Here is a 26,115-nt window from a genome sequence, read left to right on the forward strand (position 1 = left end):
AGGCATATCCGCCCGGTTAGCGCAAACCCGCGGGCGGATGGCCACTCGTCCAATTGTCAATCAGAGGTTGTCTTCGTTCATGAAATTCCATGACCCACGGATGGTGCTCTTCGGCCTGTTCGCACTCGCGGCGGTGGGCTCGGCATCTGCAACACAAATGAAGACCCCGCCCCCCGCTTTCACAACTGAAGTCGCAGCCGTTCAGGCTCCGGTCCAGGCGGCCGGCAACCCTTGGCCGAACCTGGCCAGCATGGTCGACAAGCAGCCAGGGCCGTTGCTGGCCCATGACGACCGCTACTGGCGTGACGGCCGTTGGCACTATCGCCGGGACGATTGGCGCCGGGACGACTGGCGTAGAGAGCAGTGGCATAGAGATCAGTGGCGTAGAGAACAAGCCCGTCGGGAAGCCGAACGCGATCGTTATTGGGAGCGCCACCAGGATCGGGCCATGCGGTACCGTTACGAGGACGACCACCGCTACTATCGGCGCTAGTGCCAGCACACCGTTTTAATCAACCTGCCGAGTGATACCGTGCCGCCCGCCAGAGGTTGTGCTTTTCCTCTGTCAGGTGGCGCAAGCCACTGCGTTCCAGCATGCGTTCCGACTCCTCCTGCACCGCGGCCAGCACGGCCGCTTCGTCGACCGCGCGCACGACATAGTCTTCCATCAGGATCCTGCCATCGACGATGGTGGTGCACACGTCCGCGCCATTGGCAAAGCAAGTGACACGGTGCACCGGCATGTTCATCGGCATCAGGTGCGGCTTGAACAGGTCGATCAGAATGATGTCGGCTTTCTTGCCGACTTCCAGCGAGCCGATCTCATGCTCCATCGACAGTGCCCTGGCGGCATCGATCGTGACCATTTCCAGCACTTTGCCCTGGGGCAGGATGTCCGGGTCGCGGAAATGGCGGCGGTGGTAGTGCATGCACTGGAACATATGGCGGAACATGTCGTAACCACGGTCCGGGGCGGCGCCGTCGGAGCCGAGGGCGACGGTGACATTGGCCTCGATCAGTTCCGGTACCGGGCAGCGGCCCAGGATCGACATGATGGCGCTCGGGTTGTGCACGATTTTGGTCTGTGTCTCGCGGCACAGGGCGATGTCTTCCGGGGTCAGGTCAATGCAGTGCGACATGAAGGAAGTCGGGCCGAGCAGGCCCAGCTCGTGGTGGGCCAGCGCCAGCGTACCGGCGCGATGACCATCCTGGGTGAACGTCAGGCCATGGCGCTGGGCCAGCGCCAGATAGTCCTGTGCTTGCTGACGGAACAAAGGAGCCAGCTCCTGATGGCCGGGTTCGTATTGTGGCGCGTACACCGGCAGCGTGATCGCTATGCGCACCCGGCCGTCACCCATTCCGTCGCAAGTCCTGGCGATTTCCTCGCAGACCTCGAACATCTTCTCGAAACTGACGTCGCGCCGAGTGGGCGGTTCGGTCGACCAGTCCAGATAGGTGCGCGGCGCTGGCGCCCGCGACGGCCCGACAGCGACCACCGAGCGGGTCCCGATGTCGGCGATTGCCCGGGCATGGCGTTGCGCGTAGACCGGGTCGTCGACGCGCATGATCGAATCGCCTCCGCCCAATAGCGACACACCGGTGGTGGTGCCGTATTTGAGCCGTTCCAGTGCCGACAACCTGGCGTCGGCCTCCCAGAACCCGACTCCGGAGGCCGAGGTGTAGATGATCTCGCACGCCTCCATCCAGGCATCGCCCTCCCCGCCGCCGATGGTTTTCAGCATGGCGTGGCCGGCGTGGGCGTGGCTGTCGATCAAGCCCGGGAGTACCGCCTTGTTGCGTGCATCGATGATTTTTACCGCCGTGAAGCGCGCCCGCAGTTCATCCGTGCGCCCTACCGCGACGATACGGTTGCCGAGCACGGCCACTGCGCCGTCCTCAATGACGCGCCGTTGTTCGTCCACGGTAATGACCACGCCGTGCTCGATCAGCAGGTCGACTTTATTGAGGTGTGCATTCACGTCGTCGCGATGTGTCATACAGGGCATCCGGTTGAGGCTGGGGGCAAAGTGTCTTGGGTCACAGGCGGCTCTGCAGCAGGCTGCCATTTTTCGCCACGACTTTTCCGCGGCTGATCACCGTCCGTGCCAGCGGACGCGCCACCACGGCTTCACTGAGTGTCTCGGCGGGCAACAGCAACAGGTTGGCTGTTTGCCCTGTCGCCAATCCATGATCGCTCCGCCCCAGTGCCAGCGCCCCGTTGCCGGCGGCGGCTTCGAACGCTGCGCAGATTTCAGGGTCGGTTCGCATCCCGCAGCGCAAGGCGAGCAACATCGCGCGTTCGAGCATGTCGCCATTACCCATGGGGGTCCATGCGTCGCGAATGCCATCCGAACCGAGGCAGACGTTGACCCCCACTGAGCGCAGCTCGGCAAAGGGCGGGATGGCAATATCCGATGGCGCCGTGGTCATGAGGGAAATCCGGTTGGCCGCCAGGCGTTCAGCCAACGGCCGCACTTGCGCCCAGTCTTTCATGCCCAGGCAAAAGGCATGGCTGATCATGACGCGTCCCTGGCGCTGATAACGCTCGGTGAAGTCCACGATGCGAGCGATCTGCCAGAGCCCCAGCTCGCCACCGTCATGCAGGTGGATATCGATACCGCGATCAAACCTGTCCGCGAGTTCGAACAGGATCGACAGGTGGGCGACGGGATCATTGTCGATGCCGCAAGGGTCCAGCCCTCCGACTACTTCGACTCCCAGCTCCAGGGCTTGTTGCATCAAGGCTTCAACGCCGGGGCGGTTGACCAGGCCAACCTGAGGGAAGGTGACGAACTCGATATCCACCAGGTCGGCGTAGCGTTCGCGCAGCTCCAGCATGGCCTGCACATGCTCGATACCCAACTCGGGGTCGGCGTCGACATGACAGCGCAACAACAGCGAGCCGCGTGCGATGCATTGCTCCAGCAGGGCACCGGCGCGCTCGGCAATGGGCGATGTGAGCTCGCGCAGGATCTGCCGTTCGTTGGCTATGCGCGCTTTGAGGTTGGGGCCTGCACTGTGAGGCCGCCATGGCTGTCCCCACAGAGTCTTGTCCAGATGGATGTGGCTTTCCACCAATGACGGAACGAGTAACTGACCCTGTCCGTCAAGGTCAGGGCCGGCGACGGGACTGTTGCTGGCAGGCCGACGCTCGCCGATGCGCCCCTCGATAATCTGCAAGTCTTCGACTTCGCCGCCATAGGGGCGGACATTACGCAACCAGAACGTCATTTGAACCTCATCACTGTTTGAGCGGGCCCCCGCAGCCAGATAACCAGCGGGGGCACTCTTTAAGGGGTTAGCCGAAGAGCTACTTCAAGTTGCCGGCCAGGAACTGCTTGAGCCGTTCGCTGCGGGTGTGCTTGAACAGTTGCTCTGGATTGCCTTCTTCCTCGATCTTGCCCTGGTGCAGGAAGATCACATGGTTGGACACCTCCCGGGCAAAGGCCATTTCGTGCGTCACCACCACCATGGTCCTGCCCTCTTCCGCCAGGGCCTGCATCACCTTGAGCACCTCGCCGACCAGCTCGGGGTCGAGCGCCGAGGTCGGCTCGTCGAACAGCATCACCTCCGGCTCCATCGCCAGCGCCCGGGCGATCGCCACGCGCTGCTGCTGACCGCCGGACAGGTGCGAGGGGTATTTTGCCTCCATGCTCGCCGGCAGGCCGACCTTGGCCAGGTACTTGCGCGCGCGAGCCAGCGCATCGTCGCGGCTGAGGCCAAGCGCATGCATTGGCGCCTCGATCACGTTTTCCAGCACGGACAGGTGTGCCCACAGGTTGAAGTGCTGAAACACCATCGACAGCTTGGTGCGCATGCTTTGCAGCTGCTTCTGGTTGGCCACGCGCAGCCCGCCGTTCTTGTCCTTCTCGGTGCGGATTTCCTCGGCGTTCACCGTGATGCGCCCGGCGCACGGCTGCTCGAGGAAGTTGATGCAGCGCAGGAAGGTACTCTTGCCGGAACCCGAAGAGCCGATAATGCTGATCACGTCGCCTGCCCTGGCCTTGATCGACACGCCCTTGAGCACTTCATGGTTGCCATATTTCTTGTACAGATCGTCTACGGTGAGTTTGTACATGGGTTTGACCCTGGGTATGCGGCCTTCAGGCGGCCTGGGGTTTCAGGAAGGCCAGCCAGCGGGTTTCACCGCGACGAAACAGCCAGACAAGCGACAGCGCAACCACCGCGTACAACAATGCGGCGATGAAGAACGCCTCGAACGATGCATAGGTGGCCGAGTTGACGTCGCGGGCGACCTTGAGGATGTCGGGCACCGTGGCGGTGAACGCCACCGAGGTCGAATGCAGCATCATGATCACCTCGTTGCTGTAGTACGGCAGTGCGCGACGCAGCGCCGAGGGCAGGATGATGCGGCGGTACAGGGTGAACCTGGACATGCCGAAGGCCCGCGCCGCTTCTACCTCGCCGTAGGGCACCGACCTGATCGCGCCAGCGAAGACTTCCGTGGTGTAGGCGCAGGTGTTGAGCGCGAACGCCAGCACCGTGCAGTTGAAGCCTTCACGAAAGAACATGTCGAGGAATTCGTGCTCGCGCACCACGCTCAGGCTGTAGACACCGGTGTAGATGATCAACAGTTGTATATAGAGCGGCGTGCCACGAAACACATAGGTGTAAAACCAGACGGGGAGCCGGATAAAGCGGTTCTTCGACACGCGAGCCACGGCCAGCGGCACCGACAGCACAAATCCGATCGCGATCGACAGCACCAGCAGCCACAAGGTGATTGCCAGGCCGGAAAAGCTGGCGCCGTCCGACCACAAATACGCTTGCCAGTATTCCTGGATAATCGCGATCACAGGTCAGCCTCCCGAATGCCGACGGAGTAATGATGCTTGAGCCCTATCAGGACGCCGTTGGAAACCGTGGTAATGGCGAGATAGATCAGCGCACCGATCACGGTGAAATAGAACAGCTGCATGGAGCTCTTCCCGGCATCCTGGGTGGCCCTGACGATATCGGACAGACCGATGATCGACACCAGCGCGGTGGCCTTGATCATGACCTGCCAGTTGTTGGCAATACCGGGCAAGGCAAAGCGCATCATTTGCGGGAACAGAATGCGATAGAACCCCTGCCATGGGCTGAGGCCGTAGGCCATGGCCGCCTCTGTCTGGCCGCGCGGGACCGACTGGAAAGCACCGCGGAAGGTCTCGGTAAAATAAGCACCGTAGATGAACGCGAGCGTTGCGACACCGGCGAGGAAGGGATCGATGTCAATCTGATCCATTCCCAACCCTTCGGTGACCTGGTTGAGAAGGATCTGGATGCTGTAGAACAGCAACAGCATGGTCACCAGGTCGGGAACACTGCGTATCATCGTGGTATAGAGGGTGGCGATATTGCGCAGCCACCGGTTACCCGACAACTTGGCGCTGGCGCCTGCCAACCCGATCAGTACCGCGGCCAGCAGCGATAACGTGGCCAGCTTCAGTGTCATCCAGGTGCCACTCGCGATCAGCGGCCCATAGTCTGCCAAGGACATTACATTCTCCTTGAATTCGATAGCCCAGCGATGCCGGCTATCTTGTTCAATCGTATTTTTGTTGTTTTTGAATGCCGCAAAAGTCTGGATTCGCAAGAACTTCAAGTCCGCGACTTGAAATCAATCAGTTGTAGATATCAAAGGAGAAATACTTGTCGGAGATCTTCTGGTAAGTGCCGTCCTTGATAATCTCGGCAAGCGCCCCGTTGATCTGTTCGCGAAGTTCATTGTCTTCCTTGCGCAAACCGATCCCCGCTCCCACACCCAGTGTTTTCGGGTCGCGCAATTCCGGGCCGGCAAACGCGAAATCACGTCCGTTCTCGGTTTTCAAGAAACCCAGGTCGGCCTGCACTGAAGACTGCAGCGCTGCATCCAGGCGGCCGGCGATCAAGTCCTGGTAAACCAGGTCCTGGTTCTGGTAGGTCGTTACGGTGACGCCTTTCGGTGCCCAGTACGTCCTGGCATAGGTTTCCTGCGTGGAACCCTGCTCGATCCCGACGCGCTTGCCCTGGAGGGATTCGGCCGTTGGCTGCAGAACGGAGCCTTTTTTCGCAATGAGACGCGGCAGCACGTTACTGATCTTGTCGGAGAAAGCGATCTGCGCCTGACGCTTCTCGGTCACGCTCATCGAAGAAAGAATGCCATCGAACTTCTTGGCTTTCAGCGCCGGGATGATGCCGTCGAAGGAGTTCTCGACCCATACACACTTGACCTTCAGCTGTTCGCAGATCGCGTTGCCAAGATCGATATCGAAACCCACAAGGCTGCCATCGGGCGCCTTGGATTCGAATGGCGCATAAGTGGGGTCGACGCCGAAGCGAATGACTTGCAAGTCTTTCGCGTACACGCCGCTGGCGGCCAAGGCCAGGACAACTGAAACTGCGAGCTTTTTCATATTATTCTCCGTAAGCGCGTAGGTATTGCGGTTTTAAAAAAATGGCTGATCCCGTATGTAATACCGCTCCCTGTAGGAGCGAGCTCTGCTCGCGATGATCGTTAACGATTACGCGTGTTTGCTGATTACACGCGGTGCTCTCAAGTACATCGCGAGCAGGGCTCGCTCCTACAAGTATTCATCACACCCCTTGCATGCTGCGTCGGTAGCTCGCCGGGGAGAACCTGATCGTCAGCACCGCCATCGCCGCGAGCACGCCAATGTGCAACCACCAGCCGGTGATGAAGCTGCCACCGCAATCGCGCAGCCAGCCGATCAACCAGGGAGCACTCGAGGCGAGCAGGAACCCGACGCCCTGGACGAAGGCCGCCAAGGTCCCGGCCGCTTGTGCGTTGGGCAAGTGGTCGAGGCTGACAATCAGGCTGAGCGAGAAGAACCCGCCGAGGCCGAAACCGGCCAGTGCGACCCACAACCACGGCGCGGCATTGGGGGCGAGCGCGAAGCCGGCGAAGCCGGCAATCTGCAGCGCAATCGTCAGCCACAAGGCCGCGCGCCGATCCGCGCTGCGGCGGGCGAGCATCGGCATCGCGAACGCCGCCGTCGCCTGGAACATCGCCAACCACGCGAGCAGGTTGCCCGAGGCCTGCAAGCTCATGCCCTGCTGTTGGTAGAAGGACGGCAGCCAGGCCACCAGGCTGGAGTAGCCGCTGTTGGTGAGCCCGAAGTAAGCGGCCAACTGCCAGGCACGGCGATTCTTGAAAAAGCTTGCGGTCCGGATCGGTGCAGGTCCGCCAGCGGCCACCGGTGCGGTGCGTGGCGCACACACCAGCCAAAGCAGGAACACGACAAGCGCTGGCAACGCCCAGATGGACAGCCCCAGTCTCCAGCCGCCATAGGCGTTCAACCAGGTACTGGCCAGCGAGCCAAGCGCCCCACCGCCCACCAATGCCGCCGAGTAGAGCCCCATCACCAGCGCTATCCGGTCAGCGAACCAACGCTTGGCGACACCCGGAATCAACGCCTGGATCATCGCCACGCCGATGCCGGCGATTCCGGCACTGGCAATCAGCTGTGCGCCGTCCTGAACCACGGCCCTTAACGCGCACCCGAGCATCAACAACAATAATGCGCCGGCCAACGCCGGCCGTTCGCCGAAGCGCCGTGCGACACCGATGCCCATGAAGGCAATCAGGCCCATCAGCACGAAGGGCAAGGTGGTCAGCATTGCGGCGGCGCGAAAATCGAGGCCGATGTCGGCGCGGACCAGATCGAGTACCGGCCCTACCGACGTCAGAAACGGCCGCAAATTCAGGCCCAGCAACACCAGCAGTATCAATGCCGCCAGTGACACCTTGTCCGTGCGCGACACGCTCGCAGCGGTACAAACCACTGCTGCGGGTGCTGGCTCGGCAGCCTTTTGCTGCATCAGCGTCACGTCACTGGTCATCAGGTTTTCCTTGGTCATTTGGGTCGCCGAGCCACATCAGCGGCTGTGCTGCCAGATTAAGAGCAGGTACTATCATTCGGAAATGAAATGTTCGAATGACCATTAGTGGGGAACGTAATGACGTCGACACTGATCGATCCGTTGCTGCTCAAGAGTTTCGTCGCGGTAGTCGAGAGCGGCAGCTTCACCCGCGCCGGTGAACGCGTGCACCTGAGCCAGTCGACCATCAGCCAGCAGTTGAAACGGCTTGAAGAGCAACTTGGCTGCGAGCTGGTCAACCGCAGCGGGCGCTACGTCGTCACCACCGAGGACGGCGAGCGCCTGCTCGGCTATGCGCGCCGGGTCCTGGGGCTGATGGAAGAGGTGGTGGAAGAGTTACGCAAGGGCCACGCACAGGGCGAGGTGCACATCGGCGTGCCGGAAGACTTCGCCTCAGACCTGCTGACGCCGACGCTTGGCGCCTTCGCACGTGCGCACCCGTCGATAAGGCTTGAGATCAGCAGCGGGTTGAGCAACACGCTATGGCAACAGTTTTGTGCGGGCGACTACGACCTGGTGCTGGTCAAGCAACGCCCGGGACAGGTTGTGGGGCACGCCGCCTGGCCCGAACCGCTCGCCTGGTTCGACAGCCTCAACGAGCCGACCTACGAACGCGACCCGCTACCACTGGTGGTGTTTCCGGTCGGCGGCTTGTATCGCGATGAAATGATCCACGCACTCGAGAGCGCCGGCCGACGCTGGCGCATCGGCTACAGCAGCGCGAGCCTTGCAAGCGTGCGCTCGGCCGTCGCCGATGGTCTGGGCGTCAGCGTGCTCCCCTCGCGACTTGCACTGCCTGGCCACCGACAGTTGGGCGTGGCCGAATCCTTCCCTGAATTGGCGCCGCTGGAAATCGCACTGCACCTGCGCCCCGATGCACCGCGCCGCGTGATCGACCTGGCCGAACAGCTGAAAAGGCTATGCGCCCAGGTCACCGGCCACTTCGGCTGACGCCCTGTGCTAACGTTCGCGCATCATCACTTTGAAGTAATACGCCGATGTCCATTGCAGACAACCTCCTCGCTTTCACATTGGCAGCCACCCTGCTGACGCTGACACCGGGCCTCGATACCGCGCTGGTCTTGCGAACCGCAACGGTGGAAGGCCGGCAACAGGCGTTCCGTGCGGCACTGGGTATCAATGCCGGCTGCCTGCTGTGGGGTGCCGCTGTCGCCTTTGGCCTCGGCGCTCTGATCGCAGTGTCGGAGCTTGCGTACAACGGCTTGAAATATTGCGGCGCCGCTTACCTGGCCTGGCTTGGGTTGAACATGCTGGTGCGCCCGCGAAGTTCGTTGTCGCCCGTCGAAGCGGACGCAAAACCCAATGCAAACTGGTTCCTGAAGGGCATGCTGGGCAACGTCCTCAATCCCAAGATCGGGATTTTCTACGTGTCCTTTCTCCCGCAGTTCATTCCCCAGGGGCACAACCTGATTGCCTGGACGTTCGGCCTGGTCAGCATTCACGTCGTGCTCGGTTTGTTGTGGTCGTCGACATTGATTGGCGCAACCCGACAACTCGCCGGTGTTCTGCGGCGTGAGAAAGTCATCACATGGATGGATCGCACAACGGGCCTGGTCTTTGTGCTGTTCGCGGCGCGGCTGGCCTTTGGCAAGCGTTGATGGCGGCAGGCCCTTCCCTGCCGCAATGAACCGGCGGATCGACACGCAGTTCGCGCCTGGAAGGCCAGGCGCTGAGTGAATGTCGTCTATCTGGACGCTGTATCCATATACGCCTTTACCGCCTCAAGCCCGGGTTGACCTTCCGCTGTCTGGACATCAAGCAACGTTTTATCAAGCCACTCGGGATGGGCTCCCAGCCATTTCTTGACGGCCGATCTTGGGTCAAGGCCACCATTGATCACATAGTCCATCATGGTGTTTTCGGCATCGATGGAAAACTCCAGGTTCTTCAGAAGCCGGCCGACGTTAGGGCACTCGTCCAGATATCCCGTGCGCACGTCGGTACGCACCGACGATGCGCCGAAATTCTCTCCGTAGTACTTGTCGCCACCCGACAAATATTCCAGTTCAATATTCTTGTTCATGGGGTGAGGCGCCCAGCCCAGGAACACGATCCAGTCGTTCTTCCTGATTTGCCTGGCGACTTGCGTCAGCATGCCCTTCTCACTGGACTCGACCAGGTTCCAGCTCCCCAGGTTATAAGCGTTGTCCGCGATGAGGTTCTGGATCGGCTTGTTTCCGCCGGGCTCTACGCCATAGATTTTCCCGCCAAACCTTGACTTGTAGGTGTCCAGGTCGGCATAGCTTTTTACGCCTTGCTCATAGACGTATCGCGGAACCGCCAAGGTAAATTTTGCTCCGGTGAGATTCACGCGCACCGTCTGGATCGACTTGTTGTTGTAGTAAGGCTGAGCCGCCTCGATCAACGCCGGATCCCATGTTCCGAGGAACACGTCGATACTCTTGCCCTCCATCGCCTTGTAGGCAATGCCCGTCGACAAGGTAATGACTTTCGGGGCGTAGCCCAGCCCTTCCAATACGGCTGTGGTCAAGGACGTCGTCAACGTGATGTCCGTCCATCCCACCTCCGCGAATTGAGGCGCGTGACACCCCACAGGGTCCGCGGCGCCGGCAACCCCCTGGAACGTCATCAACAACACAGCACAGCCGATCGCACTGCTTTTCATACCCGACCCCCTTGAGTTCTCTTGTTTTTTGGAGAATCCAGTGATAACTTTTTTTTCATTGAGTGTCCAATGAAAATAAAAGAGAAGCCCATGCCAAAGGTCGGAATGCAGGAAATCAGAAGAAAGCAGCTCGTCGAGGCAACGCTTGCCCTCATTGGCGAGCAAGGCATGGCGGGCACCAGCATGGCTCAGGTCAGTGCCCGCGCCGGGTTGGCCAACGGCATCGTCCACCACTATTTCTCGGACAAGAACGCTTTGCTTGAGGCCACCTTGAGAGAGCTGAACAAACGCATCAACGCCGAGATCTTTGCGCGCCTGCGAGTGTCGGCAACACCGGCAGAACGGGTGCTCGCGTTTGTGGACGGCAACGTCAGTGCCTTGAACCTGACGCGGGACAATGTCGCGGCCTGGCTGGCTTTCTGGGCTCAAGTACCGCAGTCCCCCAAATTGCAGCGGGTACAGAACATCGTTGCGCGCAGGAGCCACTCCCTACTGTTCCATGCCTTGTCAAAAAGCATGGACAAGGCAACAGCCCATTCCAGGGCGCAGATGATCGCGATCTTCATCGACGGCTTGTGGTTGAGGGCTGCGGTCGATTGCAACCCGGACACGATCGATGATTCGCGCCGTCTGGCCTACGAGTTCCTCAACAACGTTATTGGCTATGATCTGGAGGCTTAGAAATGACACCTGAAGAGTACAAAAGTCTTGATGCCGTGGGCCTTGTTCAATGGCTCAAGTCCGGTGACGTCACGCCGCTTGAGCTGGTGAACCTGGCAGCCAGAGAAATTGAAATCCAGGACCCTGCCCTGGGCGCGGTCGTTGCACTCGATATCGAAGGCGCGCAACGAGCGGCGCTGGATTCCAGGTCGGGACCACTCGCCGGTGTACCGATCCTGATAAAGGACACCAATATCGATGTCAGAGGTTTTGCAACCAGGCACGGTTCGCGATTGTACGAAGATGCCGAACCTGCTCAGGTCGACAGTGAGTTTGTGAGTAGATTGCGCAAGGCCGGGGCAATCATTCTCGGAAAAACCAAGACACCCGAGTTTGCAGGAGACTTTGTAACAGAGCCGCAATGGCAAGGCCCGTGTCGCAACCCCAGGAATCCGCAGTACGCGTCGGGCGGGTCAAGTGGCGGATCCGCCTGTGCCGTGGGCGCAGGCATGGTGCCCGTTGCCCATGGCACTGACTGCGGCGGGTCGATCCGGGTTCCGGCTGCCGTTTGTGGTGTGGTTGGACTCAAGCCAAGCCGGGGACGCAACCCTGTAGGTCCGCATGCCGGCGAGTTTGTGGGTGGTCTCGATTCCGAACACGTACTGACCAGGACTGTCCGCGATAGCGCATTGCTGCTGGACGTCCTGTCCGGCTATGAACCAGGCGCACCTTATGCGGCTCCCCCTGCCCCTCCCTCCTGGCTCGAATGCCTGAAGACGAAGTCGCCACGACTCAAGATCGCCTTTGCCTGCGCCCGTCCGGATGGCTCGGGTATCGATGAGGCCATCCACAAAGCGATATTGAATGCCGTGGATTTTTTAAGTAAAGACGGCCATGAACTACGCCCGTTCAGTTGGCCAGACATGAGCAAGGCCGGTGCAGCGGCTGCATTGTTCTGGCAGATGGAAATCGAGGCCTTGATGGAACACAAGGCCCAGACTCGCGGTTATCCAATATCGGCACAGGATGTTGAATGGATCACCTATGAGTTTTACCAATGCTCGACCCGCAGAACCGCACTGGATGTACACCATGCACGTGCCATCCAGAACAAGGTAAGCCACGACATGGCCGATCGCTTCACCGGTATCGATGTCCTCATCACACCGACAGTGGCGCTTGCTCCACCGTTGATTGGTGGTTTTGTCGCAACCGGGGAAAGGCATCTGGACGAATGGTATAAAAACGCTTACGCATTCTCTCCCTTCACCGAGGTTTTCAACCTGACCGGCCAGCCGGCCATCAGCATCCCCGTCGGGATCATGGCGAACGGCCTTTCCATCGGGATGCAGATCGTCGGCAGGTTTGGTGACGAGGAAAGCATCCTCAGGCTGGCAAGTGAAGTTGAACGGAGCTTGTTGGCAAACACCCTGTTTGCAACGGCATGACCTTGCGCTGAACCACGTTGGATTTTTTTGACGTGGTCGCTGGCCAGCTGAATTGACCCAAACGCTATAGACACTTCCTGCAGGCAATTACTGGATCGTTGCCTGACGTGATTGCCTGCGTCACGGGGCAGAAGGCGTATTTTATGCGTGTCAGCTTTGGGTCGATTCTGCTGAAACCGTCAGCTTCGGTTTTCACCGCGGAAAAGTTCCGGCCCTTGATTTCAATCCGTGTTTCGCGCAGAAGATTCCGGGACCGGAGACGTAGCCGCGTAGAAAAAAGCGACGCCGAACAAGACCGCACGCCCGGATTACTTGAAAACCGGCACGCTGGCTGACTCGTTTGGCGTTTTAAGGTATTCACGCAACCGGGCCCCGATCTCGGCAATCTTCGCCTCCCCGGCACGCAAGGCTTGCCCGTTGGTATGCACCGAGTAGTTTCCCAGCGCGAGATCGTACGGATGAGGCTCGGCGGAGCCGATCACGAAGACGGTATCCTTGTGCATGGCCTTGAGCGTAACGGCGCCGCTACCGGGTTCGAAGACGACCATCTCTGCCGCCATGACCACCTCCGGAGCGCCAAGGACCCCGCGACTGACACTCAGCCACAACGACTCATGCCCCTTGGGCGGCACATAAGTCCAGGATTCTCCGGCAGGCAGCGTGACCAGCAGGTAGTTCATGCCAGCCGGAGCGCGGACCGGGCTTTGCACACCCTGGTACGAACCCAGGATCACACGCGCCGGCCCCGCTTGCGGCATCACGCGCGACTCCAGGTACTGGCTGTCGACGCTGGCGTTTTCCAACGCTGGCGGCAGTGCGACCCACAGTTGAAAACCCTGGATGCGCTTCGAAGTACCGACCGACATTTCCTTGCCATGCCAGACCCCGCCACCCGCGCGCATCCATTCAACACCGCCATAGTCAATCATCCCCTTACCCGAATCGGCATCCTCGAAACGCAAATTGCCTTCGGTAATGACAGTGACAGTGGCGATGCCCGAATGCGGATGCATGGGCATGCCGTTGATGAATGAGCTCTCGCCTTCAAACAGGTCAAGGAACACAAAAGGCTTGATCAGGTGGCCGAGGTCCGAAGGGCTCATCAACCGCACAATCGCACCATGCCCACTGCCGGTGGTGCGGTAGCGGATGGCCCGCCGGGTAACGGTGTCTTGTGTGTCGATCTGCAGTTGTTGCTGGAAAGGCATCGTCAATACTCGAAGTGGGCGGCCGTTCGGCCCGATGCTTCAGACAATAGGCCAGGTCCGATTACTTGATAAGGCGGTACAATTGGATTGAACTCGTCCACCAGCATCAGGAATGCCCCGCCATGCTCGATCTCAATGACGTCGCCATGTTTGTGCAGGTCGTCCATTGCGGCACCTTCGCAGAAGCCGCGCGACGGCTGGGCATGCCGCCCAATACCGTCAGTCGGCGCATCCAGCAGCTTGAAACGCAACTCGGCACCCGGCTGCTGCAACGTTCCACGCGCAAACTCACGCTCACCAGTGCGGGCCAGGGATTTCATGAACGTTGCGTGGGCGCCGTCGATGACTTGCTGGAGGCGGGACAGGATTTGATCACGGGCAGCAGCGAGCCCATTGGCCGGGTGCGCGTGGCGGCTCCGGCGGACTTTTTCGACTTCTTCGAGATGGCATGGGTGAGCGAGTTCCTGACCGCGTATCCACGCGTGCGACTGGACTTCGTGCTCAGCGATGCCAAGGCCGACCTGATCGCCGAGCAGATTGATGTCGCCTTTCGCGGTGGCCCCTTGCGCGATTCAGGTTATGTCGGTCGTCAGATCCTTGACCCGCGCAGCGTCGGGATGGTCGCCAGCCCCGCGTACCTCGCGGCGCGTGGCTCACCGCACACGCTGCAGGACCTGGCGAGCCACGATTGCGTGATTTCCGCGCATCCCGGCGGCCACGCCACCTGGCGTTTGATCGGCCCGAAGGGTGAGGAAGAGATACAGGTGACGGGGCGCTTCAGCGGCAATACCGCCCAGTCGCTGCGCAAGGCCGCCGTGGCGGGCCTCGGCATCGCGCTGCTGCCGCCGCTGATGGCCAAGCTTGAAATGGATGCCGGCGTACTGGTCCCGGTGTTGCCTCAATACCAGCCAAACGGCTACGGCCTGAACGTGCTGTATCCGAGCCGCCGACAGCTTCCAGCCGCCGTGTCGGCGTTCATCGGGCTGGTGATTCGCAAAATGAATGCGGTAGATGTACCGCAGGTGTATCAGTAACCGCATCCATTGCCGGCAACTTACCGGGTTGTATCGAGTACAAGCCTGCCGCGCAGATGACGGCCCAGGCTCTTCTCGATCGCCACCTTGGCCTCGCTCAACGGGTAGGCTTCGACATCGACTGTGAGGTGGCCCTTGTCGAACAGTTCGGCAATGAGCGAGAGCTGGCGGCCATCGGAGCGGGTGGCAAAGTTGACGGGCGTCACACCATAGTCGTTGGCCAGCGACATGTTCGGCAGGCTCACTGGCGAGACCAGCACACCGTTTCTTTTCAGCACTTTGAACGAACGGTTTTGCGTTTCGCCGCCCACCAGATCCAGTACCACATCGACACCGGCCACCCGCTCGTCGAATGCCTGGGTCCTGTAGTCGATGGTGTAGTCGGCGCCGAGGTCCTTCAGGTAGGCATGATTGTGCGCAGAGGCCGTTGCGTAGACTTCAGCGCCCAGGTATTTGGCAATCTGCACGGCCATGCTGCCCACACCACCGGCCGCGGCATGGATCAGCACCTTCTGCCGCCGTTGCACGCCAGCGTGGTCGGTCAGGGCTTGCCAGGCCGTCAGGGCGGTTGCCGGGACAGCGCCGGCCTGCAAGGCACTTAGCGATTTCGGTTTTATCGCCAGCTTTGAAACCTGGGCAGCTGCCTTGGTCGCATAACCGCCAACGATATTGATGAAGCCGAACACTTCATCGCCGATGCTGAACTCAGTGACGCCCTGCCCCAGCGCGATCACGGTACCGGCCACTTCAACGCCCGGGGTAAACGGCAGCGGTAAAGGGATGAACGCTTTCATGGCGCCTGACAGGATCTTCCAGTCAATCGGGTTGACCCCTGCCCCGGCGACATCGATCAGCACTTCACCAACACCGGCCACCGGGTCTGCAACATCTTCCAGGCGTAAAACTTCAGGGCTGCCGTATTCGTACACGCGTATGGCTTTCATGGAGGCCTCGACTATTGAAAGAGGAAGGAAAACATTGCGCCGCGAGGGACCGGCCTTCGCAGCGCGGGGTATCAACCACGGCGAGCGTCGAGGCTGAAGCGACCGGCACCGAAGGCCACGACCTGCAGCAGGCCACCGGCCATCGCGATGTTCTTGAAGAAGTGGATGAACTGGTTCTGATCGCCCAGCGCGTTATGGAACGCCAGTGCGGTAAACACACTGAACACGGCCAGCACAGCGGCAACGGTGCGGGTGCGGTAACCGGCGATCAACGCCAGGCCGCCACCGATCTCGACAACGATCGCCAGCGCCAGCGCCAATTGCGGAAGCGGAAGCCCCACGGAGCCGATGTAGCCGACCATCATCGCCGGAGCGGCCAGTTTCGAAAAACCGGAGAGAATGAAGATTGCGCTGAGCAGTACGCGGCCGATCAACGAGGCCGAGGCCTGGGTCACGTCGGAACGGCTCTGTTCAGAGGGGGTGGAAGAAGCGATGTTTGCGGAAGTCGTCATGGGGTATTTCCTTCAAAGTTTGCGCGATTCGCCATGAATCGCTGCTGTGAAGAAATCTTGCGCCTTGACATCTAATCTGAATAGCCGACTAATTTAGATCATTAGATTCGAATAAATAGGCATGTTACTCACCTTGTCGAAAGGGAGTTCCATTGTGAAAAACGCTGAACGGCCCCCTGCAACAGGCTCCGACACGCACTTTCGCGGTCAACGCCTGGCCGCATCCGCAACGACGGGTATTGACCATTACATTCGAGGAAACAGGCATGATTTCTGATCCGGGAACACCCACCCTCGACCAACTGCGGGTGTTCCTGACCGTTGTTGAAGTCGGCAGTTTTGCAGCGGCTGCCAGAAAGCTGCATCGGGCCACTTCGGTCATCAGCTACTCGATTGCCAACCTGGAACTGCAGCTCGGCGTGTCGCTGTTCGACCGCCAGACCACACGCAAACCGCAGCTCACCGACGCTGGCCGCACCGTGCTGGCCGAAGCCAGGACCATCGCCAACGGCATTCATGGTCTGCGCGCCAAAGTGAAGGGGCTGCTGCAGGGGCTCGAAGCCGAAGTTCACGTGGTGCTCGATGTGATGCTGCCTCCGGAGCGCGTGGTGGACGCACTGAAATCCTTTCGGGAGGAATTTCCTACGGTTGCCCTGCACTTGCACATGGAGGCCCTCGGCGCCGTCACCGAACTGGTGATCAACCGGGGCGCAATCGTCGGCGTCAGCGGGCCGATGAACGAAGGTATCGACGGCATCGAAAGAATCGGCGTCGGCAGTGTCGAACTGATTCCGGTGGCGGCCCCGAATCATCCGCTGGCTTCGAGCGACTCGAATGTGCCGGGCGCCGGGCGCGAGTTCACGCAACTGGTGCTGTCCGATCGCTCGCTGCTGACCAAGGACAAGGATTTCGCCGTGCTCAGCAACCGCACCTGGCGCCTGGCGGACCTGGGCGCCAAGCACATGCTGCTGCGTGAAGGCATCGGCTGGGGGAACATGCCGATGCCGATGGTCCAGGAGGATCTGCAGAGCGGCCGCCTCGTGCAGTTGAACATTCCGGAATACAAAAGCGGAACCTATTCCTTCGACGTCATCTACCGCACGGATCTGCCACCGGGCCCCGCGGCAAGGTGGTTGATCGAGCGGTTCGTACAGCAAGGTGTGGCGTTGGACGAAACACTCAATCTACCGACTGTTTAAGTTATCGATTGGCGAAGAGAGTCAGCAATTGGCTGTGGATTCAACCGGTGGATGCAACAGATTGGCTGAATCGTTCAGCGGGTGTTTCGTAGCTCAGTGTTTTCCGAGGGTGGCGATTTATGCCACGGATAGCCCTTCGCGCTGAGTTGAAAGGCGTAATCGAACAAACGCTTCATATACTCGCCATCGAATTTCTGATTGTGCGGAAAGTAAAAGTCGGAGCCTATGTACGCAAGATTGAAATCCGCTCCATCCTGCCGCGCCATACGGTAAATTCGCTCCAGGTCGCTGATCCCCTGAGTTTGAATCAATGTGCTGATGGCTCGGCCGCCGATGCTCAATGTACGGCGCTTTGTCCCGGCCCACTGCGGCTCCAGTGTGCCATTACGAATGACATAGAATTGACGTTCGTGTCGCAAAGGTGCGCCGGCGGCTTTGCTCAGCGACATCACGGTGCTGGGCGGATAAAGAAACACCTGAGTGATGACCCCTCCGTCCACGTGCATTTCCTGAAAATGTTTGCCGTCAACTTCCACATCGATCATGACGGGTGAGACTGCACCGGGAATACTCATCGACGCGAGCATGATGTTGCGAAAGAGGTCGAGCGCTCCCGATGCCTGGCTGGAGGCAATCGCGCCCATGTTCCAGGTGACTGGCCGCCCTGAATCAAGGTCAGTTGTGCCGATCAGCAGAATTCGTCCTTTAGCGTATTCCACCGCAATCGCGGCAAGAATCTGCGCAGTGACGTATTTTGCAATGAGACGCGACAGCGGCTTGCTGTCCGCTATACCGTCGCTGGCAAGACGGGTCAGCACGCTTCGCGAATGAAAAATGTCTTTCGGACCGATTGCGTTGGAAACATACCGAATCACGCCGTCGTGCTCAGAGCCCAGGTAGGCAAACGGGGCGACCAGGGCACCCGCGCTAATGCCCGTGACGACCTTGAACATGGGTCGAGATCCATGCTCGGTCCAACCAGCAATGAGTCCCGCTGCAAATGCCCCGGCATCGCCGCCGCCCGAAACCGCCAGCATATTGGCCAGCGGCAGGATATTGTTCGGCTTTCCAGCCTTGGCGAGCACTTCGCTCTCACGCTTGTTGGACTGAACTGCATCCTCAATGAACGGAGTCAGATCGTGGTCCAGTCTGTAGCGAGCATCGGGAATGCCCGGGATGACGGCTTTTTCCGTCAAGGTTGGCGGAACGGCATCACGGCGCGGCAGCCACGTTTGAAGCAACAGGTCCAGCGTTGAGGCGCCAGGTCTGAGAGGGAATGGTTTCAAAACGCCTCCTGCGGCCCCTGCCGTCGACAGCAAGCGCGCTCATCGTACCCGAGACAGTTCTTGGTCATGGTGCCGGAAATGACGATGCGCCAGCCGACTGCGATGCGTCATTCGAACGCCAGGCAGCTCATTTTGCGCTCCATTACATGATAAAAAAACTCATTGGCCGCGCGCCCCAGGCGCTATGCGAAAACGCTTGAGGTCTCCGGGCAAGGGGCCACCGCTCAGCCCGGCGCGAGCAAGTTCACTGCCCTCAAAAGGCAGGCAATCAGGCGAGATCCACGGTTTCCACGGTGATTTGCGCAATCGCGTGAAACGGTGCGAGCGCAGCTTCATCGGCAGTCGCACAAGTGATCAATCGCCATTCGCGCTCGATAGGCGTCCAATGCTGCTGCCGCGCCCGCCCCAGTTTGTCGGTGTCGGCAAGAACGACGATCTGTGCAGCCCGCTTGATGATGCACTCCTTGAGATAAGCCTGCTGCGCACTCGCCTCGCACAAGCCGAATTCCGCGACGACGCCGTCCGCGCCGAGGAAGGCTTTGTCCACGCTCAGGCGGCTCAACGTCAGCTCCGCCAATGGTCCCAGGGTGCTCATGCTCGAACCGCGCAAATCACCGCCGATCAAGGTCAGGCGCACGCCCGGCGCGTTGGCCAGGGTCATTACGGCGAGCAGGTTGTTGGTCACCACGTGCACATCCTGGCGCGAGCACAGATGATGAGCCAATGCGGCGCAAGTGGTGCCGCCGTCGAGCAGGACGGTGTCGCCGTCCTGGACGTGGGCAGCCGCTGCAAGGGCGATGGCGTCCTTCTGTTCCCACTGGCTGGTTTTACGCTCTTCCAGCGAGGCTTCCGGCTCATGGACGCCCACCACAGCGGTGGCGCCGCCGTAGGTGCGGACCAGGTGCCGCTGCTTGGCGAGCATGGTCAGGTCGCGCCGCACGGTCGCTTCCGAAACGCCGAGGGCCGCGCTCAATTGCTCGACGTTGGCATCGCCGATGCGGACGAGATCGAGGATGGCGCGGTGGCGTTCGGACACTTTCATGGCGGGTCTCTTTGGTTGGACGGCGGCCGATCTTACACGACAACACCGCTGCACCTCATCCCCGTCGCGTGGCCAGTTCAGCACCCTGGCGCAGTGCTTCGAGCAGGCTGCGCTCATCGGCGATGCCCTTGCCGGCGATGTCGAAGGCGGTACCGTGATCGACCGAAGTGCGGATCACTTCAAGGCCGACGGTCACGTTCACCCCGGCTTCGAGCCCCAGTACCTTGACGGGACCGTGGCCCTGGTCGTGATACATCGCCACCACCAGATCGAAGTCGCCCCGCCCGGCGCGGAAGAACAGGGTGTCGGCCGGCAGCGGGCCGGTCACGTCGAGGCCGCGCTCCTGCAGCAGCTTCACCGCCGGGATGATTTTTTCTTCCTCTTCGCCATAACCGAACAGGCCGTTTTCACCGGCATGCGGGTTGATCCCGCACACGCCAATCCGCGGACGGGCGATGCCGGCCTTGATCAGTGTGGCGTTGCCGCGCTCGATAGTGCGCTGGACCAGGCCCGGTTCGATCTTGCGAATCGCATCGATGATGCCGATGTGGGTCGTGACGTGAATCACCCGCAGCTGCGGTGCCACCAGCATCATCGACACTTCGTCGACGTGGGTCAGGTGCGCGAGCATTTCGGTGTGGCCGGGGTACTTGTGGCCGCCGGCATGCAGCGCTTCCTTGTTCAGCGGCGCGGTGCAGATTGCATCGATCTGTTTAGCCTCGGCCAGTTCCACGGCACGGGCGATATATTGATAAGCAGCGTCACCGGCAATGGGAGACAGCTCGCCGAACGGCAGGTCATCGGGGATCAGGTCGAGGTCAATGCAATCGATGGTGCCAGCCTCGTACAACGCCTGGGAGGCGTCTTCGATACGGCGTACTCTGGCGCTGCCGCCGACGATCACGTTGGCCTGCTCCAGGCGCCGCGCATCGCCGATCACCAATGGCCGGCATTGTTGGTAGACGATGTCGTGGGTCAGGCTCTTGACGATGATTTCCGGGCCGACACCCGAGGCGTCACCCATGGTGATGCCGATGATGGGAAGGTAGTTGTTCATAGTGTTCATTGGAGTCCTTGGATTCGAGTACGTTGGGGCGGGGAGCGATCGGCGCGTTCGCTCAAGTGCTGCCATGCCGCATACAAGGCGTGGTCAGTGCCGAATGCACCGGCCTTGGTAACAATGCCGGGACGATGCCCTTGCCGGGAAACGGTGGGACGCGCGAAAGCCACGCCGGCTTCGATTTCCGTGAGCAGTTGGAGGCTGTCGATGCCGACGGTGGTCAATATGGCCCGCGCCGTCTCGCCCCCCGTGGCAATCAGGCCGCCGACCTTGGCGAAGTGCGGTTCTACCAGCGCGGCCAGCCGGGTTGAGAGTCGAGCGCCCTCCTGGGGATCGAACGACTCATCGCGACCAATGCGCAGCAACAGGTCACTCCAGCCATCCAACCGCTCGCCGATACGTGCTTGCCACAGCGCCCAATCGACATGCGTCGTGCCTTGGCGCAGGACTTCGGGCGGGACCACCAGTTCGCTGACCCCGGCGCGCTCCTTGAGCAGTGCGCATTGCCGTTCGCAAACTCCCGACAGGCTGCCGACCATGATCAGAATCGGTGCCTGGCTTTTTTCCTGCGTTGTGGGTTCGATTGCCGTGAAACGTGCTTCGGAACAATCCGCAAGACTGGCGATTTCCCGAGCCAGCCCCCCCGAGCCGATCCAGAACAGCGGCTGTTCCATCGACGCGGTCAGGCGAGCGATCGTCAGCAGGTCGCCTTCGGTTTGCGCATCGACGATCAGCGCCTGGGTCCCCTTGCTCGCCACTGCGGCGATGTGATGCACGAGTGCCTCTTCATTGCCGCGCAAAGTGTCGAGATCAAGCTTGGCGGTGCTCAGGCCTGCGGCCACCAGCATCGCCTCGACATCCGCCGGGCGATCGGCGTTTTCGAGCTTCCAGGTATCGGTGGTTTCCAGCGGCTGGCCGTTAACGAACACCCGCCCTCCTCGCAACGTGCGCCCGGTTGCAGGAAACGCCGGGGCGACGATGGCCAGGCCCGCCAGCGGTTGCAGGGCGGCCACTTCCGCCGCCCAGTTGCCGCGCAAGGTCGAATCGATTTTCTTGTACAGCCGCTGGCCGGGACGCTGCAGCGCCTTGTACGCAGCGACCGTGCGTTCGGCGGCTTGCGCAGGCGACAGGCGCCGTGTGTCCGTGTCGGCGGCAATCACCTGGGCGTCAGCCTTGTCATGCAAAGGGTCGAGCGTGACGACCGTTTGCATCCCCGCGCTGGCAAAGCCGATGGCGCAGTCCGCCGCGCCCGACAGATCGTCTGCGATGATCAAAATGCTCATCGCACGGCTTCCTGCTTTTGCGCTTGCAGGTCCGGCTCGGGGACGACGGCGGGGTTGCGCTGTTGCACGCGTTTGGCGACCGCTGCGGTGAGCAACGGTGCAAGGATCGCGGTGACCACGACGCAGGCAGCGACCAGAATCGTCGCGCTCTTGGCCGCTTCGGCGTACACCGGATTCGCCGCTGCGATCAACGCCGGAACGGCAGCGGCATTGCCCGCGGTGGTGGCTGCCGCCACGCCGGCAACGCCGGTGCCGCCGGTCAAGCGATCGGCAAAGAACAGCGGAATGCCGGTCAGCACGACCACCGCGACACCCATGCCGAGCCCCAGCAAGCCCGCCTGCCAGACGTTATGCAGGTCGAGGCTGGCACCCAGTGCGAGGGCGAAGAACGGGATCATCACCGGCACGGCCTTGGCCAGGAAGTCGCGCATGTCGCGGTCGAGGTTGCCCAGCAGCATGCCCAGGGCCAGCGGCAGGATGCTGCCCACCAGCGTTGGCCAGGGGAAGGCTGACAAACCGGCAATGCCCAGGGTCACCATGGTCAGAAAAGGCCCGGATTCCAGTGACATCACCGAATAGGCACCGACGTCTTCGGAACGGCCGTACTGCCCCATCAGCGCCATGTACAAGCCGCCGTTGGTGTCGTTCATTGCGGCGACCACCGCCAACGTGGAGATACCGGCGAAAAGCCCGGAGGATATGGGCTGCTCACCCAGGAAGTGACCGAGCACGATACCGATGAGCACGGCGATGCCGACTTTGGTGATGAGCAGCGTGCCGCCCTTTTTGAGCAGGTAAGGCGTGGCCTTGATATTGATGCTCGCGCCCATGCACACGTAGAACACCGCCAGAATCGGCAGTGCGCCGGTGAACAGCGCATTGGTGAATGATCCGAAAAATTTGGGCGTGTCAGGCAGGAATGTCGCCACGAGTGAGCCGATCAGCAGAGGCACGATCATCATGCCGCCGGGGATGCGTTCAATGGTGCGCTTGATAGGAATCTGGGCCACGAGGGTCTCCTTTTATAATTGTTTGGCAAGACGTGTTTCACCTCGAATCTGACTGAATCGATCACTCAGTGATTAATTCAGTCAAATTGATCTTATGCCAACAACTGAAACTGCGCAATTCAATCATTCAAATGATCGTTTCGCTCATTTCTGATAAAAATTCCGCTCAGCGCAAGCGGGTCGAACCCTCCCGTGTGCGGGCCAGAGCCTTGCCGGGGCAAACTGTGTTTGCCGATGTCGATGCCCAGAAGCGTCATCGTGTTCATAAGAGATCCTGCGCCGAAAACGAGAAAAGCCCTGCAAGCGAAATCTTGCAGGGCTTTTCGGTCAGAAGCGGCTTTCCCACCCTTGATCTCACACTTTGTTACCGCATACCCCAGCCGGGTGTAAAAACCTGCATTGGTAACAGCCTCGCAGCCCACCTCCTCCCTGCACCAACCTGTCTGAAAAGCCCATTACAGAGCACTGTGCACGTTTTCTCAAACGCCCGGCCCGCGAATTGGCCGGCTGATTGCATATGCTTGTCTGTACAAGTATCTGCGTGTGCATAAGACGCTTTGCCACGCAGTACTCGCGCTCTTGCGGCACAAGCGCTTTCGATGGTCCTTGGGAATAAAATAATGAAAAAAGCATTTCTCACCCTTTCTGCATTGGCTTTGTGTGTGGCTGCCGGATCTGCGCTGGCCAAGGAGTACAAGGAGTTGCGCTTTGGCGTCGACCCCTCTTATGCGCCGTTCGAATCCAAGGCCGCCGATGGCAGCCTGGTGGGCTTCGATATCGACCTGGGCAACGCGATCTGCGCTGAGTTGAAGGTCAAGTGCAAGTGGGTTGAAAGCGACTTCGACGGCATGATTCCCGGCCTCAAGGCCAACAAGTTCGATGGCGTGATCTCTTCCATGACCGCTACGCCTGCCCGTGAGAAAGTCATCGATTTCTCGAGCGAACTGTTCTCCGGGCCGACCGCGCTGGTATTCAAGAAAGGCGCGGCCATCGGCACCGATCCGGCCTCCCTCAAGGGCAAGAAAGTCGGCTACGAGCAAGGCACCATCCAGGAAGCCTACGCCAAGGCCGTGCTGGACAAGGCCGGGGTAGAAACCCAGGCCTACGCCAACCAGGACCAGGTCTACGCCGACCTGATCTCCGGCCGCCTCGATGCCTCGATCCAGGACATGCTGCAAGCCGAACTGGGCTTCCTGAAGTCGCCACCAGGCGCCGACTTCCAGATCAGCGAGCCGGTCGAAAGCCCCCTGCTGCCGGCCAAGACCGCCGTCGGCCTGAGCAAAGGCAATGCCGAACTCCAGGCCTTGCTGAACAAGGGTATCAAGGCACTGCACGACAACGGCACCTACGCCGCCGTCCAGCAGAAGCATTTTGGCGATCTGAACCTCTACAGCGGCAAATAATGACCCTGCGCCCATTTGCGGATGGGCACTTTTTTGATAGAGGTAGGGCTGCTCAATGCTAGAAAACCTATTGCAGATTCTTGGACTATCAGGCTTCAGCCTCAAGGGTTTCGGCCCGCTGTTGCTGCAAGGCTCCTGGATGACCGTCAAATTATCCTTTCTGTGCCTGCTGGTGAGCGTTGGCCTGGGCCTGATCGGCGCCAGCGCCAAGCTGTCGAACTCGGCACTGCTGCGCGTCCCTGCGCAGGCCTACACCACGCTGATCCGCGGGGTGCCGGACCTGGTGCTGATGCTGTTGATCTTCTACAGCCTGCAAACATGGCTGACCAGCCTGACCGAAGCGCTGGACTGGGACTACATCGAAATCAACCCGTTCAGCGCCGGGGTCATCACCCTGGGCTTCATCTACGGGGCGTATTTCACCGAAACCTTCCGTGGCGCCATCCTTGCCGTACCGCGCGGGCAGATGGAAGCGGCTACCGCCTACGGCCTGACCCGCGCCCAGCGTTTTCGCCTGGTGGTGTTCCCGCAAATGATGCGCTTTGCCCTGCCGGGCATCGGCAATAACTGGATGGTGATCCTCAAGGCCACCGCGCTGGTGTCGATCATCGGCCTGGCCGACCTGGTCAAGGTGGCCCAGGACGCGGGCAAGAGTTCCTATCAGCTGTTTTTCTTCCTGATTCTGGCCGCCTTGATCTACCTGGTGATCACCACCGTTTCGAACTACGTCTTGCGCCGGATGGAAATCTTCTACGCCGCCGGTACCCGGGAGGCCGTGCGATGATCGAGCTACTGCAGGAATACTGGAAACCGTTCCTCTACCAGGACGGCACCCACATCACCGGGCTGGCCATGACCCTCTGGCTGCTCAGCGCGTCGATCTTCTTCGGCTTCGTGATGTCGATCCCGCTGTCGATTGCACGGGTCTCGAGCAATGTCTGGGTGCGCTGGCCGGTGCAGTTCTACACCTACCTGTTTCGGGGTACGCCGCTGTATATCCAGCTGCTGATCTGCTACACGGGGATCTACAGCCTGGCCGCGGTGCGGGCTCAGCCCGTACTGGATGCGTTCTTTCGCGACGCGATGAACTGCACCATCCTGGCCTTCGCCCTGAACACCTGCGCCTACACCACGGAGATCTTCGCCGGGGCGATTCGCAGCATGGCCCACGGTGAAGTCGAAGCGGCCAAGGCCTATGGCCTGACTGGCTGGAAGCTGTACGCCTACGTGATCATGCCGTCGGCCCTGCGTCGTTCGCTGCCTTACTACAGCAACGAAGTGATCCTGATGCTGCACTCGACCACCGTGGCCTTCACCGCCACCATCCCGGACATCCTGAAAGTCGCGCGGGACGCCAACTCGGCGACCTTCCTGACCTTCCAGTCGTTCGGCATCGCCGCATTGATCTACCTGGCAGTCACCTTCTCCCTGGTCGGCCTGTTCCGCCTGGCTGAACGCCGCTGGTTGTCTTTCCTCGGCCCGGCTCACTAATTCA

General features: G+C 60.5%; 26 protein-coding genes and 1 pseudogene. 10 read left to right on the plus strand and 17 right to left on the minus strand.

The features are described from left to right. Positions 1–79: 79 nt before the first annotated feature. The gene (locus ACLD1X_RS23985; protein WP_429371914.1) at positions 80–493 is read left to right on the plus strand and encodes a hypothetical protein; all 414 of its coding nucleotides are present in this window, start codon (positions 80–82) and stop codon (positions 491–493) included. A 19-nt stretch (positions 494–512) separates the two neighbouring features. Here ACLD1X_RS23985 and ACLD1X_RS23990 read toward each other — a convergent pair whose 3' ends face one another. The 7 genes from ACLD1X_RS23990 to ACLD1X_RS24020 all read right to left on the minus strand — a co-directional run bounded on the left by ACLD1X_RS23990 (position 513) and on the right by ACLD1X_RS24020 (position 7,863). Next, on the minus strand, positions 513–1,997 hold the full coding sequence (locus ACLD1X_RS23990) for an amidohydrolase family protein (protein ID WP_429371916.1): 1,485 nt from the start codon (positions 1,995–1,997) through the stop codon (positions 513–515). 40 nt (positions 1,998–2,037) lie between these two features. Continuing rightward, positions 2,038–3,231: an amidohydrolase family protein gene (locus ACLD1X_RS23995; RefSeq protein ID WP_429371918.1), complete on the minus strand. Its 1,194-nt coding sequence runs from the start codon at positions 3,229–3,231 to the stop codon at positions 2,038–2,040. Between the two features lie 79 nt (positions 3,232–3,310). Then, positions 3,311–4,078 (minus strand): ABC transporter ATP-binding protein, encoded by a 768-nt coding sequence (locus tag ACLD1X_RS24000; protein ID WP_429371920.1) that lies wholly within the window; start codon positions 4,076–4,078, stop codon positions 3,311–3,313. 25 nt (positions 4,079–4,103) lie between these two features. Further along, complete coding sequence (locus ACLD1X_RS24005) at positions 4,104–4,817, minus strand: ABC transporter permease (RefSeq protein WP_429371922.1); 714 nt, start codon at positions 4,815–4,817, stop codon at positions 4,104–4,106. Further along, positions 4,814–5,503: an ABC transporter permease gene (locus ACLD1X_RS24010; RefSeq protein WP_429371924.1), complete on the minus strand. Its 690-nt coding sequence runs from the start codon at positions 5,501–5,503 to the stop codon at positions 4,814–4,816. Before ACLD1X_RS24010 ends, ACLD1X_RS24005 begins: the two co-directional genes overlap by 4 nt. A gap of 124 nt (positions 5,504–5,627) precedes the next feature. Beyond that, positions 5,628–6,398: an ABC transporter substrate-binding protein gene (locus tag ACLD1X_RS24015; protein ID WP_429371926.1), complete on the minus strand. Its 771-nt coding sequence runs from the start codon at positions 6,396–6,398 to the stop codon at positions 5,628–5,630. Positions 6,399–6,579: 181 nt separating this feature from the next. Further along, positions 6,580–7,863: a cyanate transporter gene (locus ACLD1X_RS24020; protein ID WP_429371928.1), complete on the minus strand. Its 1,284-nt coding sequence runs from the start codon at positions 7,861–7,863 to the stop codon at positions 6,580–6,582. 99 nt (positions 7,864–7,962) lie between these two features. Here ACLD1X_RS24020 and ACLD1X_RS24025 point away from each other — a divergent pair, with 99 nt between their 5' ends. Both ACLD1X_RS24025 and ACLD1X_RS24030 read left to right on the plus strand, forming a co-directional pair. Continuing rightward, positions 7,963–8,835, plus strand: coding sequence for a LysR family transcriptional regulator (locus ACLD1X_RS24025; RefSeq protein ID WP_429371930.1), 873 nt, complete (start codon positions 7,963–7,965; stop codon positions 8,833–8,835). 47 nt (positions 8,836–8,882) lie between these two features. Then, positions 8,883–9,503, plus strand: a complete 621-nt coding sequence (locus ACLD1X_RS24030; protein ID WP_429371932.1) for a LysE family translocator — start codon at positions 8,883–8,885, stop codon at positions 9,501–9,503. Between the two features lie 86 nt (positions 9,504–9,589). On the opposite strand, the gene choX is transcribed toward ACLD1X_RS24030, so the two are convergent. Beyond that, positions 9,590–10,531 (minus strand): choline ABC transporter substrate-binding protein, encoded by a 942-nt coding sequence (gene choX / locus ACLD1X_RS24035; protein ID WP_429371934.1) that lies wholly within the window; start codon positions 10,529–10,531, stop codon positions 9,590–9,592. Between the two features lie 69 nt (positions 10,532–10,600). Between choX and betI the strand changes: the two genes are divergently transcribed. Together betI and ACLD1X_RS24045 are read left to right on the plus strand one after the other, a co-directional pair. Then, complete coding sequence (gene betI / locus ACLD1X_RS24040) at positions 10,601–11,212, plus strand: transcriptional regulator BetI (RefSeq protein WP_429371936.1); 612 nt, start codon at positions 10,601–10,603, stop codon at positions 11,210–11,212. A 2-nt stretch (positions 11,213–11,214) separates the two neighbouring features. After that, positions 11,215–12,639: an amidase gene (locus ACLD1X_RS24045; protein WP_429371938.1), complete on the plus strand. Its 1,425-nt coding sequence runs from the start codon at positions 11,215–11,217 to the stop codon at positions 12,637–12,639. Between the two features lie 308 nt (positions 12,640–12,947). On the opposite strand, the gene ACLD1X_RS24050 is transcribed toward ACLD1X_RS24045, so the two are convergent. Next, entirely contained in the window at positions 12,948–13,847 is a 900-nt protein-coding gene (locus ACLD1X_RS24050; RefSeq protein WP_429371940.1) for a pirin family protein, read from the minus strand. Between the two features lie 122 nt (positions 13,848–13,969). Here ACLD1X_RS24050 and ACLD1X_RS24055 point away from each other — a divergent pair, with 122 nt between their 5' ends. Next, entirely contained in the window at positions 13,970–14,881 is a 912-nt protein-coding gene (locus ACLD1X_RS24055; RefSeq protein ID WP_429371942.1) for a LysR family transcriptional regulator, read from the plus strand. 20 nt (positions 14,882–14,901) lie between these two features. On the opposite strand, the gene ACLD1X_RS24060 is transcribed toward ACLD1X_RS24055, so the two are convergent. Both ACLD1X_RS24060 and ACLD1X_RS24065 read right to left on the minus strand, forming a co-directional pair. Next, positions 14,902–15,825: an NADP-dependent oxidoreductase gene (locus tag ACLD1X_RS24060; protein WP_429371944.1), complete on the minus strand. Its 924-nt coding sequence runs from the start codon at positions 15,823–15,825 to the stop codon at positions 14,902–14,904. 71 nt (positions 15,826–15,896) lie between these two features. Then, positions 15,897–16,337 carry a DoxX family protein gene (locus tag ACLD1X_RS24065; protein WP_429371946.1) on the minus strand — a complete coding sequence of 147 codons (441 nt, stop codon included), beginning with the start codon at positions 16,335–16,337 and terminating at the stop codon, positions 15,897–15,899. Positions 16,338–16,603: 266 nt separating this feature from the next. Between ACLD1X_RS24065 and ACLD1X_RS24070 the strand changes: the two genes are divergently transcribed. Beyond that, positions 16,604–17,536 carry a LysR family transcriptional regulator gene (locus tag ACLD1X_RS24070; RefSeq protein ID WP_429371948.1) on the plus strand — a complete coding sequence of 311 codons (933 nt, stop codon included), beginning with the start codon at positions 16,604–16,606 and terminating at the stop codon, positions 17,534–17,536. 86 nt (positions 17,537–17,622) lie between these two features. Here ACLD1X_RS24070 and ACLD1X_RS24075 read toward each other — a convergent pair. The 6 genes and pseudogenes from ACLD1X_RS24075 to ACLD1X_RS24100 all read right to left on the minus strand — a co-directional run. Continuing rightward, positions 17,623–18,822 (minus strand): annotated as a pseudogene (locus ACLD1X_RS24075) (patatin-like phospholipase family protein); the annotation flags it as partial. A 268-nt stretch (positions 18,823–19,090) separates the two neighbouring features. Continuing rightward, positions 19,091–19,864 (minus strand): DeoR/GlpR family DNA-binding transcription regulator, encoded by a 774-nt coding sequence (locus ACLD1X_RS24080; protein ID WP_429371950.1) that lies wholly within the window; start codon positions 19,862–19,864, stop codon positions 19,091–19,093. A 55-nt stretch (positions 19,865–19,919) separates the two neighbouring features. After that, on the minus strand, positions 19,920–20,921 hold the full coding sequence (pdxA, locus tag ACLD1X_RS24085) for a 4-hydroxythreonine-4-phosphate dehydrogenase PdxA (RefSeq protein WP_429372036.1): 1,002 nt from the start codon (positions 20,919–20,921) through the stop codon (positions 19,920–19,922). Between the two features lie 5 nt (positions 20,922–20,926). Then, positions 20,927–22,207 carry a four-carbon acid sugar kinase family protein gene (locus ACLD1X_RS24090; protein ID WP_429371952.1) on the minus strand — a complete coding sequence of 427 codons (1,281 nt, stop codon included), beginning with the start codon at positions 22,205–22,207 and terminating at the stop codon, positions 20,927–20,929. Beyond that, positions 22,204–23,217 (minus strand): 2-keto-3-deoxygluconate permease, encoded by a 1,014-nt coding sequence (locus ACLD1X_RS24095; RefSeq protein ID WP_429371954.1) that lies wholly within the window; start codon positions 23,215–23,217, stop codon positions 22,204–22,206. The genes ACLD1X_RS24090 and ACLD1X_RS24095 overlap by 4 nt, the downstream gene beginning before the upstream one ends. A gap of 119 nt (positions 23,218–23,336) precedes the next feature. Further along, positions 23,337–23,483 (minus strand): hypothetical protein, encoded by a 147-nt coding sequence (locus ACLD1X_RS24100; RefSeq protein WP_429371956.1) that lies wholly within the window; start codon positions 23,481–23,483, stop codon positions 23,337–23,339. Positions 23,484–23,837: 354 nt separating this feature from the next. Between ACLD1X_RS24100 and ACLD1X_RS24105 the strand changes: the two genes are divergently transcribed. The 3 genes from ACLD1X_RS24105 to ACLD1X_RS24115 are packed head-to-tail and all read left to right on the plus strand — an operon-like array spanning position 23,838 to position 26,111. Further along, the gene (locus ACLD1X_RS24105) at positions 23,838–24,620 is read left to right on the plus strand and encodes a transporter substrate-binding domain-containing protein (protein ID WP_429371958.1); all 783 of its coding nucleotides are present in this window, start codon (positions 23,838–23,840) and stop codon (positions 24,618–24,620) included. Positions 24,621–24,675: 55 nt separating this feature from the next. Beyond that, positions 24,676–25,404, plus strand: a complete 729-nt coding sequence (locus tag ACLD1X_RS24110) for an ABC transporter permease (protein WP_429371960.1) — start codon at positions 24,676–24,678, stop codon at positions 25,402–25,404. Then, positions 25,401–26,111, plus strand: coding sequence for an ABC transporter permease (locus ACLD1X_RS24115; RefSeq protein WP_429371962.1), 711 nt, complete (start codon positions 25,401–25,403; stop codon positions 26,109–26,111). The genes ACLD1X_RS24110 and ACLD1X_RS24115 overlap by 4 nt, the downstream gene beginning before the upstream one ends. Positions 26,112–26,115: the final 4 nt, after the last annotated feature.

The organism is Pseudomonas sp. 18173, assembly GCF_050432945.1.
GTDB lineage: Bacteria > Pseudomonadota > Gammaproteobacteria > Pseudomonadales > Pseudomonadaceae > Aquipseudomonas.

Bases quoted from the DNA above. Each gene is read 5' to 3' on its own strand.
- ACLD1X_RS24000 (WP_429371920.1), bottom strand. From the start codon at position 4,078: ATGTACAAACTCACCGTAGACGATCTGTACAAGAAATATGGCAACCAT.
- ACLD1X_RS24090 (WP_429371952.1), bottom strand. From the start codon at position 22,207: ATGAGCATTTTGATCATCGCAGACGATCTGTCGGGCGCGGCGGACTGC.
- choX (WP_429371934.1), bottom strand. From the start codon at position 10,531: ATGAAAAGCAGTGCGATCGGCTGTGCTGTGTTGTTGATGACGTTCCAG.
- betI (WP_429371936.1), top strand. From the start codon at position 10,601: ATGAAAATAAAAGAGAAGCCCATGCCAAAGGTCGGAATGCAGGAAATC.
- ACLD1X_RS23985 (WP_429371914.1), top strand. From the start codon at position 80: ATGAAATTCCATGACCCACGGATGGTGCTCTTCGGCCTGTTCGCACTC.
- ACLD1X_RS24105 (WP_429371958.1), top strand. From the start codon at position 23,838: ATGAAAAAAGCATTTCTCACCCTTTCTGCATTGGCTTTGTGTGTGGCT.
- ACLD1X_RS24100 (WP_429371956.1), bottom strand. From the start codon at position 23,483: ATGAACACGATGACGCTTCTGGGCATCGACATCGGCAAACACAGTTTG.
- ACLD1X_RS23990 (WP_429371916.1), bottom strand. From the start codon at position 1,997: ATGACACATCGCGACGACGTGAATGCACACCTCAATAAAGTCGACCTG.
- ACLD1X_RS24025 (WP_429371930.1), top strand. From the start codon at position 7,963: ATGACGTCGACACTGATCGATCCGTTGCTGCTCAAGAGTTTCGTCGCG.
- ACLD1X_RS24015 (WP_429371926.1), bottom strand. From the start codon at position 6,398: ATGAAAAAGCTCGCAGTTTCAGTTGTCCTGGCCTTGGCCGCCAGCGGC.
- pdxA (WP_429372036.1), bottom strand. From the start codon at position 20,921: ATGAACAACTACCTTCCCATCATCGGCATCACCATGGGTGACGCCTCG.
- ACLD1X_RS24030 (WP_429371932.1), top strand. From the start codon at position 8,883: ATGTCCATTGCAGACAACCTCCTCGCTTTCACATTGGCAGCCACCCTG.
- ACLD1X_RS24045 (WP_429371938.1), top strand. From the start codon at position 11,215: ATGACACCTGAAGAGTACAAAAGTCTTGATGCCGTGGGCCTTGTTCAA.
- ACLD1X_RS24010 (WP_429371924.1), bottom strand. From the start codon at position 5,503: ATGTCCTTGGCAGACTATGGGCCGCTGATCGCGAGTGGCACCTGGATG.
- ACLD1X_RS24020 (WP_429371928.1), bottom strand. From the start codon at position 7,863: ATGACCAAGGAAAACCTGATGACCAGTGACGTGACGCTGATGCAGCAA.
- ACLD1X_RS24115 (WP_429371962.1), top strand. From the start codon at position 25,401: ATGATCGAGCTACTGCAGGAATACTGGAAACCGTTCCTCTACCAGGAC.
- ACLD1X_RS24110 (WP_429371960.1), top strand. From the start codon at position 24,676: ATGCTAGAAAACCTATTGCAGATTCTTGGACTATCAGGCTTCAGCCTC.
- ACLD1X_RS24060 (WP_429371944.1), bottom strand. From the start codon at position 15,825: ATGAAAGCCATACGCGTGTACGAATACGGCAGCCCTGAAGTTTTACGC.
- ACLD1X_RS23995 (WP_429371918.1), bottom strand. From the start codon at position 3,231: ATGACGTTCTGGTTGCGTAATGTCCGCCCCTATGGCGGCGAAGTCGAA.
- ACLD1X_RS24065 (WP_429371946.1), bottom strand. From the start codon at position 16,337: ATGACGACTTCCGCAAACATCGCTTCTTCCACCCCCTCTGAACAGAGC.
- ACLD1X_RS24070 (WP_429371948.1), top strand. From the start codon at position 16,604: ATGATTTCTGATCCGGGAACACCCACCCTCGACCAACTGCGGGTGTTC.
- ACLD1X_RS24050 (WP_429371940.1), bottom strand. From the start codon at position 13,847: ATGCCTTTCCAGCAACAACTGCAGATCGACACACAAGACACCGTTACC.
- ACLD1X_RS24080 (WP_429371950.1), bottom strand. From the start codon at position 19,864: ATGAAAGTGTCCGAACGCCACCGCGCCATCCTCGATCTCGTCCGCATC.
- ACLD1X_RS24055 (WP_429371942.1), top strand. From the start codon at position 13,970: ATGCTCGATCTCAATGACGTCGCCATGTTTGTGCAGGTCGTCCATTGC.